The 13,563-nt window shown below is 60.9% G+C and carries 11 protein-coding genes; 8 read left to right on the top strand and 3 right to left on the bottom strand.

Features of this window, described 5'->3' with window-relative positions; translation table 11 throughout:
* Positions 1-34 precede the first annotated feature (34 nt).
* Together PH256_RS11225 and PH256_RS11230 are read right to left on the bottom strand one after the other, a co-directional pair.
* On the bottom strand, positions 35-1,702 hold the full coding sequence (locus tag PH256_RS11225; protein WP_270914252.1) for a DUF2142 domain-containing protein: 1,668 nt from the start codon (positions 1,700-1,702) through the stop codon (positions 35-37).
* Positions 1,703-2,027: 325 nt separating this feature from the next.
* A complete protein-coding gene (locus PH256_RS11230; protein WP_087180763.1) occupies positions 2,028-3,011 on the bottom strand; it encodes an NAD-dependent 4,6-dehydratase LegB in 984 nt (327 codons plus the stop codon).
* A gap of 277 nt (positions 3,012-3,288) precedes the next feature.
* Between PH256_RS11230 and PH256_RS11235 the strand changes: the two genes are divergently transcribed.
* The 4 genes from PH256_RS11235 (at position 3,289) to PH256_RS11250 (ending at position 8,472) form a co-directional block, all read left to right on the top strand.
* Positions 3,289-4,854, top strand: a complete 1,566-nt coding sequence (locus tag PH256_RS11235) for an MBOAT family O-acyltransferase (RefSeq protein WP_270914253.1) — start codon at positions 3,289-3,291, stop codon at positions 4,852-4,854.
* A gap of 30 nt (positions 4,855-4,884) precedes the next feature.
* Positions 4,885-5,841, top strand: a complete 957-nt coding sequence (locus PH256_RS11240; protein WP_270914254.1) for a hypothetical protein — start codon at positions 4,885-4,887, stop codon at positions 5,839-5,841.
* Positions 5,842-5,904: 63 nt separating this feature from the next.
* Entirely contained in the window at positions 5,905-7,230 is a 1,326-nt protein-coding gene (locus PH256_RS11245) for a surface carbohydrate biosynthesis protein (RefSeq protein WP_270914256.1), read from the top strand.
* A gap of 6 nt (positions 7,231-7,236) precedes the next feature.
* Positions 7,237-8,472 carry a lipopolysaccharide biosynthesis protein gene (locus PH256_RS11250; protein WP_270914257.1) on the top strand — a complete coding sequence of 412 codons (1,236 nt, stop codon included), beginning with the start codon at positions 7,237-7,239 and terminating at the stop codon, positions 8,470-8,472.
* A 96-nt stretch (positions 8,473-8,568) separates the two neighbouring features.
* On the opposite strand, the gene PH256_RS11255 is transcribed toward PH256_RS11250, so the two are convergent.
* On the bottom strand, positions 8,569-9,213 hold the full coding sequence (locus PH256_RS11255) for a DUF1648 domain-containing protein (protein ID WP_158096378.1): 645 nt from the start codon (positions 9,211-9,213) through the stop codon (positions 8,569-8,571).
* A gap of 336 nt (positions 9,214-9,549) precedes the next feature.
* On the opposite strand from PH256_RS11255, the gene PH256_RS11260 reads away from it, so the two are divergent.
* From PH256_RS11260 to PH256_RS11275, 4 genes are all read left to right on the top strand, one after another.
* Positions 9,550-10,671 carry an N-acetyl sugar amidotransferase gene (locus PH256_RS11260; protein ID WP_270914258.1) on the top strand — a complete coding sequence of 374 codons (1,122 nt, stop codon included), beginning with the start codon at positions 9,550-9,552 and terminating at the stop codon, positions 10,669-10,671.
* Between the two features lie 476 nt (positions 10,672-11,147).
* Positions 11,148-11,885: a methionine ABC transporter ATP-binding protein gene (locus PH256_RS11265; protein WP_270914259.1), complete on the top strand. Its 738-nt coding sequence runs from the start codon at positions 11,148-11,150 to the stop codon at positions 11,883-11,885.
* A gap of 4 nt (positions 11,886-11,889) precedes the next feature.
* Positions 11,890-12,558 (top strand): methionine ABC transporter permease, encoded by a 669-nt coding sequence (locus PH256_RS11270; RefSeq protein ID WP_087183715.1) that lies wholly within the window; start codon positions 11,890-11,892, stop codon positions 12,556-12,558.
* A 113-nt stretch (positions 12,559-12,671) separates the two neighbouring features.
* Positions 12,672-13,505, top strand: a complete 834-nt coding sequence (locus PH256_RS11275; RefSeq protein ID WP_270914260.1) for a MetQ/NlpA family ABC transporter substrate-binding protein — start codon at positions 12,672-12,674, stop codon at positions 13,503-13,505.
* Positions 13,506-13,563: the final 58 nt, after the last annotated feature.

Here is a 13,563-nt window from a genome sequence, read left to right on the forward strand (position 1 = left end):
CGTTTTCCCCCTTTTCAGTCAAATCAAAAATCGGTCAGCCGGGCAAAACGAATACCGGCCCGATGAAGTAATGCTGGAACAGCAGCACCGCGCCCAGCATGCCGAAGGCGGCAAAGGTCCACAGCGCCACCGTCTGGGGCTTTTTCTGCCCCGCGGCAAGGCGCGGCTCCAGCACATGGCTGAGCACCGCCGCCAGCAGCACTGTGAGCATCAAAAACGCGGGCAGGAAGTACCGCGCCTGCACACCGATGATGCGAATCATGCCCACCGGCGTACTGGTGATGTACATGGCCGTGGCCGCACCGGTGATGTAGAGCACGCTCAGCGCGCCCAGGCCCAGGGCAGGCGCGGGCTTCAGGCTGCTCTTCTCATGCACCGACAGCACCGCGCCGAACAAAAGCAGCATGGGGCTGATCAGGCTGATGAAGGGCACCTCCAGATCCAGCGCGCCGAACAGACCCATCTGGCCCACGTAGAATTTGTTTTCGTAGAAGGTGCCCAGCAGCACCGCGATGTAACGCAGCGGGTTCGAGAGGATGAACGCCAGCTGGTCCACCTCACCGGCCCCGGCGATCTGCCGCCCCACGTAGGGGTAATTGTAGCGGAAAGCGGTGCCGTACCAGTCGAAGAACTTGCCCAGAGCAAAACCGCCCACCAGGCAGGCCACCGCCAGCTGCCACTTCTTCCAGCGGGTTTTCCAGGCGCTCTTGGGCAGCACGATGGGCAGCACCAGCCACAGCAGGTTGATGTAGGGCTTGGCCACGTTCATCATCACAAAGGCGAACAGGAACAGGGCGATGTCCCGGTCGGTAATCTCATCCTTGCAGTAGAAGCTGGCCACCAGGTAGTAAAAGCCCAGCAGGGTGGCGTCGTAGCTCACCGAGGCAGCCATATACAGGCTCAGGGGCAGCAGCATGAAGGCCAGGAACACCGGCTTGTAGCGCTTGCAGTTGCGCAGTGCCAGCCAGCACAGCGCCGCATAGGCGGCCAGGTTTGCCAGCCGGGCGGCGTACATGCAGCCCAGCGCGCCGAAGCCCAGCAGCCGGGCCACCAGAATGCCCAGCGCCTGGGGCGCCATGGAGATGGTCATGAAGAAATAGGGCTCGCTCACCGGATTTTCGGCGGGCTGGCCGTCAAAGTAGGCGGCAAAACCGTCGGCCACGCCGCTCACCGGCCCGCCCTCGCCCTGCTGCTTGAGGGCATAGCCCTCGGTGGTGTACACGCTGGGGTTGCCGTCCTCGTCGGTGGTCACGCCCTGGCTGGTGTGGCTGTTCACCCAGGCCCCGGGGAAGCTTTCCACCAGCTTGGCCACGTCGTCCGGATAGGTGCGGTTGGCATCGAAGTCAAAATGCCCCAGGCTCAGCGAATAGCTGCGCAGAAAGTGGTTGGTCTCGTCCGGCGTTTGCAGGGGCGGATTGGCAAAACAGAACAGCGCCCCGCACAAAAAGATGCAGATTGCGGCCTTTGTGTCCAGCTGCTTGACAAAGCGCACCAGCAAAAATACCGCCAGGGTGGCCACGCTGGCCAGGCCCACCATTGCCGCGGTGAGAGGCAGCGCCCCGATGCGGCCCTCCAGGTAATAAAACACCCGCCAGTAATAGGCAAAGCACACGGCCCCGGCGCAGGCGCACAGCCAGCCCAGCAGCCAGAACACCCCGCCGGGCAGCCGCCGCAGCCGGGCCAAAATGTCTTGTTGCGTCATAGAAATTCCTTTTCGCTTCGTTGATTTTTGCCGTTTCTCAGCGGCGGGAAAACTCCCCTTTTTAAACGGCATAAGCCGGGCAGACCTTTTTGCAAAAGTCCGCCCGGCAATGGCAAGGCAAGCCCGGGGGCTTACCTCGCCCACAGACCTACGGCAATACCACACAATTCACGCCTGGCGGCTCAGGCAGCGTATCGCACCAAAATTTTCCGTGGGATTTTCCAAAAATGCTCGCCAAGCCACCAAGGCTTGTCTGCGCTTTTTGGTTCATCCCGCAAAAAATTTTCCGGCGCGCTCCACCACCTGAAATTATGTGGTATCGCCTTTACAGATTATAAACGTCCGGCTTGTAGCGGTCCAGGTTGTTTTTCAAAAACTCGATGGTCGCCGCCAGGCCCTGCTCGAAGGTGTACTGGGGCTTCCAGTCGGTCATGGAGCGGATCTTGGTGGAATCGCCCAGCAGGCGGTTGACCTCGCTCTTCTCGGGGCGCAGGCGCTGCTCGTCGCACACGATCTTCGCCTCGGGGTTGATCTGGCGGATCAGCTCGTTGGCCAGATCGCCGATGGAATGCTCCTCGCCGGTGGCGATGTTCACCTCCTGGCCGATGGCTGCCTCGCAGCCCGCCAGTGCCATGAAGCCCGCCGCGGTGTCCTTCACGTAGTTGAAGTCACGGGTGGGGGTCAGGCTGCCCAGCTTGATCTCGGTGGCGCCGGTGAGCAGCTGGGTGATGATGGTGGGAATCACGGCCCGGGCGCTCTGGCGAGGACCGTAGGTGTTGAAGGGCCGCACGATGGTGACCGGCAGATCAAAGCTGCGGTAGAAGCTCTCGGCCAGACGGTCCGCGCCGATCTTGGTGGCGGAATAGGGGCTCTGGCCCTGGTAGGGATGCTTCTCGTCGATGGGTACATACTGAGCGGTGCCGTACACCTCGCTGGTGCTGGTGACCAGCAGGCGCTTGGTGCCCACCTGACGGGCCGCGTTCAGCACGTTCAGGGTACCCTTGATGTTGGTATCCACGTAGCTGTCCGGGCTGTGGTAGCTGAAGGGAATGGCGATCAGCGCCGCCAGGTGATACACGATGTCCTGTCCTTCCATGGCGTGGCGCACGCCGTTGGGGTCACGGATGTCGCCCATGAACACCTCGATCTCGTTTTTGATCTCCTTGGGCAGGGTGTCCAGCCAGCCCCAGGTGCCGAAGGAATTGTAGTAGCAGAAGGCCTTGACCTTCTCGCCCTTTCGTACCAGCTCCTCGGTGAGGTGGCTGCCGATGAAGCCGTCGGCTCCGGTGACCATCACAGTGTTCGCCATATCGCAGAATCTCCTTTGCAACTTCGTTTGTTTTTATACCAAATATCCAGCCGCGCCGCCGCCCGCCGCGCTGCGGGTCGGGGCCGGTTCGGTTGTTACCCAGTTGTTACTTAGTATAATATAAACCGCCATTAATTTCAATAAAAAACGCCCCCTCCCCCCCCGGTCCCCCACCTGGAAGCCCGTTTTCCTTTACAGTGGCCAAAAAAGCCGGTATAATGAGGGTTTGGGAAGGTTTTCCCGCAATATACCGAAACAAAAAGGATGGGCAACCGTTTTGAGCTTTCAAAATCTTTCTTACCTTGCCTTTGCGCCGCTGGTGGCTTTTGTATACCTGAAGCTTCTGCCCCGGCGCTGGCAAAATCATTTTCTGCTTGCGGCAAGCCTTGTTTTCTATTGGTGCAACCGCCCCACGGGCAGCGATTTTTCCGGCCTGTGGCAGGCGCTGCCCATTGCCCTGCTGGCGGCCAGCTGTGTGTTCGTGTGGCGCATGGGCCTGAGCCTGCAGGCCGCGCCGCCCGAAAAGCGGGGGCGCAAACTGGCGGCAGCGGTGATCGTGCTGCTGGCCGTGCTGGCGGTGTTCAAATATTTCAACCTGGCGCTGGCAGTGCTGCCCTTCGCGCCGGGTGTGCTGCATCGTCTGCCCTTCCCGCTGGGCATCAGCTTCTACACCTTTGCCGCTCTCTCCTACCTGATCGACGTGAGCCGGGGCGACATGCCCGCCGAAAAGCGGTTTGTGAATCTGGCGGCCTTCCTCAGCTTTTTCGGCACCATCACCGCCGGACCCATCTGCCGGGCCCAGAAGGTGCTGCCGCAGCTGAACGAGGAGCACCGGTTCGACGCGGTGCGCACCGTGCGGGCACTGCAGCTGTTCGCGCTGGGCTTTTTCAAAAAGGTGGCAGTGGCGGATGTGCTGATGATGTACGTCAGCCAGGTCTTTGCCGACATTCCCGGCCACGGCGGCCCGGCGCTGCTGGCGGCCACGCTTAGCTACACCTTTTATCTTTACTTTGATTTCGTGGGTTATTCCCAGATGGCCCGGGCCAGCGCCCTTTTGCTGGGGCTGGAGATCCCGGAGAACTTCAAGACCCCCTTCTTCGCCACCAACTTCTCCGGCTTCTGGAGCCGGTGGCACATCAGCCTTTCCAGCTGGCTGCAGGACTACCTGTTCACCACGCTGGTCTGGGCGGACGCCTCCAGGCTGCCGCTGCTGGGCAGAAAGATCACCCGGTTTTCGCCGGTGTTCTGCGTCTTCTGCGTGTTCTTTGTCTCCGGCTTCTGGCACGGCAACACCCTGCCCTTTGTGATTTGGGGCCTTTTACAGGCCGCCTACCGGGTGGGCGAGGAGCTGCTGCATCAGAAGCTGGGCAAGCCCAAAAAGAAGGCCCCTGCCCGCCAGATGTGGACCAAGCGGCTGGGCGTGTTCCTTTTGTGGAACTTCAGCATGGTGTTCTTCGCCATGGGCAGCGCCATTGGCCAGCCAGAGGGCGAAAGCTACGGCGTGGGCCAGGCCTTCGCCATTCTGAAGGGATGGTTCGCGGGCTGGTCCCCCGCCCGTTTTGCTTCCGAGAGCTGGCAGGCCATTCTGGGCGGCTTCTACAACAACACCCTCATGGGCGCGGCCTGGCTGGTGATGCTGGCCTGCACCCTGGCGCTGGCCTTCTGGCTGGACTGGCAGCGCAACTTCCAGTTCAAGAACAAGAGCGAGGAGCTGGTGCTCACCGCCCAGAAACCCGCTGTGCGCTGGGCGCTTTACTACGCGCTGGTGCTGTTCAGCTTCGCCGGTCTCGTCATGCAGAACGGCGGCTTTGCCGGGGGCAGCTTTGCCTACGGCGGTTTTTAATTCGGATCGCAGAAAGGAGCCCACGGCCCCATGAAACATATTTTACGCAACCTTGCGCTGCTGCTGGTTCCGGTGCTGGCGTATTTCTGCCTGTTTGCGGCCTTTGAGCCCAACAACTATTTCGGCCTGCACCCGAACACCGACAGCGACGCTCCCATCAGCCGGCTGAAAGATTTCAAACGCCAGCCCGGCAATTCCATCATCATCGGCGATTCCCGCTTTGCCCACTTCGACATGGACCTGGTGGAACAAACCAGCGGCCGCCCCTGGCAGAATCTGGCCTTCGGCGGCGCGTCGCTGCGGGAGGGCATCGACCTTCTGAACTGGGCGCTGGACAATAACCCTGATCTGGAGGAAGTGATCTTCGGCTTTTCCTTCTACACCATCAACCAGGGCTACGACACCGACCGGATGAGCAATCTGGAAAAGACCCTGAACAATCCCTTCGCCTATCTTTTCAATCTGGAATACAACGTGAACATGCTCACCAACCTGCAGAACCAGCTCACCGGCCGGGTGGACGCCCCCGAGACCGGCGACTGGGTCTACCCGCAGGACTACACCGCCGCCGACGGCACGGTGTATGAGGTTCACACCCTGCTGGCTGAGTACCCCGCCGCCCTCATCACCAAGTGCGAAAACTGGTCGCTGAACACCAGCCAGCTGGACCGGCTGTACGAGGCCGCCGCCCGCTGCGCCGAGCGGGGCGTGAAGCTGACCGTGGTGCTGGCCCCCATGGCGGACATCGTGAAAACCGAAGTCTGCGATGTGTACGGCGAAGGCGGCACCATCACCGAGCAGATGGAAACCACCGTGCTGCCTCAGTTGGCGGAACAGTCCGCCGAACTGGGCTTCTCGGTGCTGGACTACGAATGGACTGACCGGCCGGACTTTGACGACGACACCCAATTCTACGACGGCTTCCACCTGGACGAACGCTACGGCCTGCCCCAGTGGACCGAGCAGCTGTTCACCGATCTGGGCTAACAGCAGCGCCCCGCCAGTTCGGCGGATGCTGCCCGAAAAGCCCCCAAAAAAGGAGAGAAAAAAGTGAGTCTTGATTTTCTGATCCTCTACGAGCACACGGTGCGGGAATACGAAAGCGACCTTCTTTTGAAACTGGAGCTGGAACGGCGGGGCTACACCGCCGAGATCCGCCAGCTGCTGGACCGCAAAAAGCTGAAGTACTTCACCTGGAAAAAGCCGAAGGTTCTGGTGTCCAGCTGCATGTACGACAACGAGGCCATCAACAGCCACGTTTACAACAACGTGGGCAAGCTGAACAAGATCGTGAACCTGCACTGGGAGCAGATGCTCAGCGACACCCAGGAGGAGGGCGACTGGTTCAACATGGGCGGCAACGCCAAAAAATGCGTGCAGACCTGCTGGGGCCGCCGCACCGCGGACCGGCTGATTGCCCACGGCATGGAGGAGAAAAACTGCCCGGTGACCGGCGCGGTGATGATGGACTTCGTGCGGCCGGAATTTTCCGGCTATTTCAAAAACAAGGCGGACCTGTGCGCCGAGTTCGGGCTGGACGCCTCCAAGGAGCTGCACCTTTACATTTCCAGCTTCGGCTATGCCAGCATGACCGAGCAGGAGGTCAAAGAACTGAGCAAGATGGCGGGCACCGACTTCACCGGCTTTGCCGCCACCAACCGGGTGAGCATGGCCGAGACCCTGCGCTGGTTCGACGAGTATCTGGGCCAGCACCCGGAGGTGGAGCTGGTCTACCGCCGCCACCCCAGCGAGTGGAACAGCCCCCAGCTGGCCGAGCTGGCCAAAAAGCGGCCCAACTTCCATGTGATCTTCGCCTACGGCGTGAAGGACTGGATCATGGCGGCGGACTCCATCTCCATCTGGATGAGCACCGCCATTGCTGAGGTGTACATGGCGGGCAAGAGCTGCCACATCCTGCGCCCGGCTCCCATCGAGCACGAGTATGACCCGGTGATCTACGCCGGAGCCCACTACGTGACCAACTACGAGGAATTTCTCGCCGCTATGGCGGACAAAACCCCTCCCTTCCCCATCGCCCGCGAGGTGATCGAGGGCTATTTCGACCCCAGCGAGACCCCCGCCTACCTCCGCATGGCGGACCTGCTGGAGACCGTATATAAGGAGCCGCCCCGGGACGAGCCCATGGGCGAGGGCTTCACGCCCCATTTCAACCTGCTCAAGTTCTTCGCGCTGTGGGGAGTACACATCCTGTTCGCCCTGCGCCTGCCGCCCAAAAAGGTGTTCTTCTTCCACAAGGGTCTGGCGGATTTTGCACAGCGCATCTACGGTTATGTGGAAAAAGCCTATGTGCCCAAGGCGCAGATCAAAGCCATGGAGGACAAGATCCGCCCCTTTGTGATGAAAGGGGGCAAGTAACCTGCCATGGAACGCCAGATGCGCCGCAACGTGCTGTTCAATACCGCGGGCAGCCTTTTGTTCTACATCTGCCAGGCAGCCATCACCCTGCTGGTCACCGCTCTGGCCGGGGCCGAGGCCAACGGCCTGCTGGCCACCGGCATGACCATCGCCAACGTGTGTCTTTCTGCCGCCAGCTACGGCATGCGTACCTTCCAGGTGTCGGACCTGTCGGGCAAATACACCGACCGCAGTTACCTGTTCAGCCGCTACATCACCCTGATGGCGGCGGGGCTGGGCTGCCTTGTGTTCTCGTTTATCAACAGCTATTCCGCCGAGCAGCGGTGGGTGATCTTCCTCTACACCGGCTACCGGCTGATCGAGAGCTGGTCCGACGTGTGGCACGGCTACCTGCAAAAGGCCGAGCGAATCGACATCGTGGGCATCAGCTTCGGGGTGCGCGGCATCGTGACCGCCCTGAGCGTGACCCTGGGCCTTCTGCTCACCAAGGACCTGGTGCTCACCCTGGCCATTCTGTTCGTGCTGAACGCCGCCTATGTGCTGGTGGTGGATATTCCCCTGGCCCGCCGCCGGACGGATTTCAAACGCACCGGCGGGGCGGGCGTGAAGACCCTGCTGCTGGAATGCCTGCCGCTGGCGGTGTACGCCTTTCTGAACACCACCATCGCCTCAGTGCCCCGCTACTACTGCGAGCGGATTCTGGGCAGCGTGAAGCTGGGCTACTTCAACAACGTTTTCCTGCCGGTGATGATCTTGCAGGTGGCGGTGATCTACCTGTTCGTGCCCTTCATCACCACCTTTGCCCACCTGTGGAACGACCGGAACGGCAAGGGCTTTTACAAGGGGCTGCGCCTGTTGGGCGCGGCGCTGGTGGCCCTGTGGATTGCCGGTACCATCGGCGTGGCCCTGCTGGGCCGCTGGGGGCTTTCGATTCTGTATCCCACCACCCCCGAGGTGCTGGACTATGCCCCCCTGCTGCAGCCGCTGGTGCTGGCCACCGTGTGCACAGTGGCGGCCACGGTGCTGTGCCATCTGCTCACCATCGCCCGGGAGATGCGGGGCCTGATTCTGGGCAATCTGGCGGGCCTTGCCGCCGCATTGCTGGCCAGTCAGCCCCTGCTACGCGCCTTTGATGTGTACGGCGCGGCCTGGGCTACCATTCTAGGCATCGGCGTACAGGCCATTGCCCTGCTGGCCTTCCTGCTCGTTCGCTGCAAAAAGCAGTTCGCGGCTAAACAATAAGCGCAAAAAAAAACGATAGCCCCTTCCCTTAGCCGTTGTGACATAAGGGAAGGGGCTTTTGTTGTGCTTATCATTCGGTTGGTTGTTTCGTATGGGTCAGCTTTTCTGCATCCGGCGGCCCATCCAGTGGGAATAGATGCCCGGCACAATCATGGGCACCAGCCACAACAGCATCCGGCCCGCATTCAGCGGCGAAAGCCAGCTGCCCAGCATCACTGCCGCACCGCACAGTCCCCAGATGCCGCCGGTGACCATGTGGATATGGGTCCAGTTCTCTTCACTGGCCATGGAAAAATGATCCTGCACGCCCCAGCGGGAGCCGAAGGGGAGCTCGGCCACATGGGCCGCCACGATCAGCACCGCCAGACCCACCAGGCCGGTCAGCAGCACCAGAATCTGGATTCTGCCGGTAAGATTCGCCCCGTAGATCACACTGTACATGGCCACGCTCAGCAGCGGGATCAGCCAGCCAAGGCCCTCCCGCAGCGCGCCCATCAGCCGGGGGCCAAGCACCATGCTGTGCACCGTGGCATACACCACCCAGTGCATCACCATGAGCACGATGGGAATGGCGATCACTGCCCAGGGCTTGCTCATCAGGCTGGTCACCTCACCGGTTTCGCCGCTCCACTGCACCGCCATCTGCCCGGGCAGGCGGCCATAGGCCAAAAGCCCGGCCACCAGCGGCAGAGCGCAGGCCGCAAGGCCCGCCCAGAACGGAGTTTGTATCTGCTTTTTCATCCCACAGCACTTCCTTTCCTGCTCGGGGCATCCCCGGGCCGGTGCCCTATACCGGAAAGCATCGCCCACGGGATGCGGATATTCTTCTGTTTTTATCATACCGCCTGCCGCCGCAGCCGGTCAAACCCGGCGGCGGGCTGTTTTGCGCCGTTTGCCCGGCCTTTTTGGCACGGCGCTTTTGCGGGCGGGGCGGGGCGCTGTTTTGCAAAAAATTCATGAATTTTGCACCGGCGGCCCGGTGGGAATTTGTAATATGGGCCGGGGCATGCTATAATGAAGCGACGGCACAGGAACCCCCTGTGCACAAGCCTTAACTTCAAGGGAGGGGATCGACCCATGAAATACTGTAAAAAATGTACCATGCCCGACACCCGGCCCGGCATCACCTTTGATGCCGAGGGCGTTTGCAGCGCCTGCCGCCACTACGAGAGCCGCGCCAACGTGGACTGGGATGCCCGCTGGAAGGAATTTGAAGCCCTGTGCGACAAGTACCGCGGCTGCAACGGCCCCGGCGGCTACGACTGCGCTGTTGCCGTGTCCGGCGGCAAGGACAGCCACTTCCAGGTGTACATCCTGAAAGAGGTCATGAAGATGAACCCCATCCTGTTCAGCGTGGAGGATAACTTCCCCATGACCGAGGCAGGCAAGCACAACCTGAAGAACATCAGCGAGGAGTTCGGCTGCACCATCATCAGCTGCAAGCCCAACATCAAGGCCCAGAAGACCCTGATGCGCGCCTTCTTCGAGAAGTACGGCAAGCCCACCTGGTACGTGGACCGGCTGATCTACACCTTCCCTCTGCATATGGCGCTGAAGTTCAACACTCCCCTACTGTGCTACGGCGAGAACGTGAGCTTTGAGTACGGCGGCAACGCCGACGAGGAGACCTACTCCGCCCGCGGCCAGATTGAGAACGGCGTGGCCGTCGGCTTCCCCGAGGAGGAGCTGCTCAGCTACGGCGTTTCGGCCAACGACCTGGCCCTGACCAAGGCCCCCACCGCCGAGGAGCTGGCAAAGCTGGACCCCTTCTACATGAGCTACTTCCTGCCCTGGAACAGCTACAAGAACTATCAGCTGGCCAAGAGCCGCGGCTTCCACGACCTGACCCACGAGTGGGACCGCCGCCATCATGTGGAGAACTTCGACCAGATCGACTCCCGCGCCTATCTGGTGCACTCCTGGCTGAAGTACCCCAAGTTCGGCCATGCTGCCGCCACCGACTACACCGCCCGCTACATCCGCTACGGCCTGATGACCCGCGAGGAGGCCATCCCCCTGATCAAGGAGCGGGACGGCGCGCTGGACCCCCTGTGTGTGCGTGACTTCTGCGAGTTCTGCGGCTACACCGAGAGCGAGTTCTGGGCCATTCTGGACAAGTTCTACAACACCGACATCTTCCACAAGGACGAGTACGGCCGCTGGGTGCTGAACCACCCCATCTGGGAAGAGAATAAATAATCACAATTTATGATTATCTGCCCCGCTTTTTCGCCAAAAAGCGGGGCATTTTTTGTTTTTCTGGTAATATCGCGCAAAAAAGTGCTTGACAAACCGTAAATTCGACGGTATCATAAACGCATACTATCATCCAAAAGCGAAGAAGAGAAGAGTAGGCTTTCGGCATCGACCCTTACTAGAGAGCCCCGACGGTGGAAACGGGCAGGGAACAGGAAGCTGAACATGGTCTCGGAGCTGCGTGTGCGAAGAGCATGAGTTCTAAGTGCCCGCCGGGAACGCCCGTTAAAGCGTCAGGCTGTAATCAGTTCATTTCTGCCGCAGCCGGAAAGGCCGTTGTCCCCGCAAGGGGCCGGTGAATCAAGGTGGTACCACGAAGTCTGTTACAGGCTGTCGTCCTTGTTTTGTTGCAAGGACGGCAGCCTTTTTGTTTTGCCGTTTTACCGCCGGACCGAACAAAGGAGAGAAAGAAAGCAATCATGTTTGAGATCAAACATCTGTCCAAGATCTTTACGGGAAACGCCAGCAAGGTGGAAGCCCTGCGGGATGTTTCCACCACCATTCAGGATGGCGACATCTTCGGCATCATCGGAATGAGCGGCGCGGGCAAAAGCACCCTGCTGCGCTGCCTGTGCCTTTTGGAAAAGCCCACCGAAGGCCAGATCCTGCTGAACGGCAAGGACCTTGCCCACCTGAAGGGCAAGGAGCTGCTGGAGGCCCGCCGCCAGATGGGCGTGGTATTCCAGGGCTACAACCTGCTGATGCAGAAGACCGTGGCCGAGAACGTGGCCTTTCCCTTAAAGCTCACCCCCTACAAAAAGGACGAGGTGGAAAAGCGGGTGGCTGAGCTGCTGGAGCTGGTTGGCCTTGCGGATAAGGCCCAGAGCTACCCCAGCCAGCTTTCCGGCGGCCAGAAGCAGCGTGTAGCCCTGGCCCGGGCGCTGGCATCCAATCCTCAGGTGCTGCTGTGCGACGAGCCCACCAGCGCCCTGGACCCCCTCACCACCAAGAGCGTACTGGAGCTTTTGCAGGCCATCAACAAAAAGCTGGGCGTGACGGTGATCATCATCACCCACGAGCTGGCGGTGGTCAAGGCCATCTGCAACCGGATGGTGGTCATCGACGGCGGCCGCTTTGTGGAGCAGGGCGACGCAGCTCAGATTTTTGAACATCCCCAAAGCGACGTGGCCCGCCTTTTGCTGGGCAAGGAGGAATAAACCCATGGCAGAATTTTTCGCGGAGTACGGCAGCCTTTTGTGGGAGGGCACGCTGGAAACCCTTTACATGACCTTTGTTCCCACCCTGGTGGCCTATCTGATCGGCCTGCCCCTGGGCGTGCTGCTCACCACCACCAAGTCCGGCGGCATCATGGCCGCCCCCCGCTTCAACGCGGTGTTCGGCTGGTTCGTGAACCTGTTCCGCAGCATCCCCTTCATGATTCTGATCTTCTTCGTTCTCCCCTTCACCCGACTGATTGCGGGAACCTCCATCGGCGCAACCGCCGCCAACGTTCCCCTGTCCATCGCGGCGGCGCCCTTCGTGGCCCGCATGGTGGAGCAGAGCCTGGAGGAGATCGACGCCGGTGTTGTGGAGGCCGCCCGCTGCATGGGCGCCACCAACTGGCAGATCATCACCCGAGTGCTGCTGGTGGAAAGCGTGCCCAGCCTGCTGCGGGGCCTGTCCATCACCATCATCACCATCTTCGGCTACACCGCCGTGACCGGCGCGGTGGGCGCGGGCGGCCTGGGCAACATCGCCTTCCGCTTCGGCTACCAGCGTTACCAGAGCGACGTGATGTACGCCACCATCGTTCTGGTGGTCATTTTGGTGTGCATCATCCAGAGCGTGTGCAACCTGCTGGCCCGCAAGGCCGACAAGCGCAACCGCTGATCCCCTTTTGAAAAAACAGCGCCCCGCTTCGGGCGGCGCGCGAGCCTTGAGCCGGGTGCTGTTTTCGTTTTATAACGCTTATTGCAATCCATCAACATAGAGGAGTGTGTATCATGAAAAAACTGATTTCTCTGGCTCTGTGCGCCGTACTGGCCGTGAGCCTGGCCGCCTGCGGCGGCAAATCCGGCGGCTACAAGATCGGCATTCCGGCAGACGCCACCAACGGCGGCCGCGCCCTGCAGCTGCTGCAGGACCAGGGCATTCTGACCCTGACCGAGGGCGTGGGTCTGGAAGCCACCGAGCGGGACATCGCCGAAAACCCCTACAACGTGGAGATCGTTCCCATGGAAGCCGCAGCCCTGCCCAGCAGCCTGCCTGATCTGGACTTCGCCGTGATCAACGGCAACTATGCCTCCGGTGCCGGCATCGGCGACACCGTTCTGGTGAGCGAGGATGCCGAGAGCGTTGCTGCCCAGACCTACGGCAACGTACTGGCCGTAAAGGAGGGCCGGGAAACCGAGCCCGCCATCCAGGCGCTGGCCGCCGTGCTCATGAGCCAGGACGTGCAGGACTGGATCGCCGCCAATTACAACGGCGTAGTCATGCCCATGGGCACCCAGGAGCTGACCATCCCGGAAATCGCTGAGCCGGTCACCCTGAAAGTGGGCGCTTCCCCCAGCCCCCACGCCGAGATTCTGGAGTACGCCGCGCCCATCCTGGCCGAGCACAACGTGACCCTGGAGATCGTGGAATTTGACGATTACGTGATGCCCAACACCGCCGTAGAGGACGGCAGTCTGGACGCTAACTACTTCCAGCATCAGCCCTATCTGGATGACTTCAACGCCGAGCAGGGCACCCACATCGTGAGCGTGGTCACCCCCCACTACGAGCCCATGGGCATCTACCCGGGCAAGACCGCCGATCTGAGCGTGTTCACTAAGTAATCCCCCATCCCCAAAACGCAAGCAAGTAAAAAAGAGGAAGCCCGCATGGGCTTCCTCT

The sequence above is a fragment of the Allofournierella sp. CML151 genome, assembly GCF_027853465.1.
Classification (GTDB): Bacteria; Bacillota; Clostridia; order Oscillospirales; family Ruminococcaceae; genus Allofournierella.

Excerpts from the sequence above, each read along its gene's own strand:
- PH256_RS11265 (WP_270914259.1), top strand. The coding sequence starts at position 11,148 with ATGTTTGAGATCAAACATCTGTCCAAGATCTTTACGGGAAACGCCAGC.
- PH256_RS11230 (WP_087180763.1), bottom strand. The coding sequence starts at position 3,011 with ATGGCGAACACTGTGATGGTCACCGGAGCCGACGGCTTCATCGGCAGC.
- PH256_RS11240 (WP_270914254.1), top strand. The coding sequence starts at position 4,885 with ATGAAACATATTTTACGCAACCTTGCGCTGCTGCTGGTTCCGGTGCTG.
- PH256_RS11250 (WP_270914257.1), top strand. The coding sequence starts at position 7,237 with ATGGAACGCCAGATGCGCCGCAACGTGCTGTTCAATACCGCGGGCAGC.
- PH256_RS11225 (WP_270914252.1), bottom strand. The coding sequence starts at position 1,702 with ATGACGCAACAAGACATTTTGGCCCGGCTGCGGCGGCTGCCCGGCGGG.
- PH256_RS11260 (WP_270914258.1), top strand. The coding sequence starts at position 9,550 with ATGAAATACTGTAAAAAATGTACCATGCCCGACACCCGGCCCGGCATC.
- PH256_RS11275 (WP_270914260.1), top strand. The coding sequence starts at position 12,672 with ATGAAAAAACTGATTTCTCTGGCTCTGTGCGCCGTACTGGCCGTGAGC.
- PH256_RS11270 (WP_087183715.1), top strand. The coding sequence starts at position 11,890 with ATGGCAGAATTTTTCGCGGAGTACGGCAGCCTTTTGTGGGAGGGCACG.
- PH256_RS11255 (WP_158096378.1), bottom strand. The coding sequence starts at position 9,213 with ATGAAAAAGCAGATACAAACTCCGTTCTGGGCGGGCCTTGCGGCCTGC.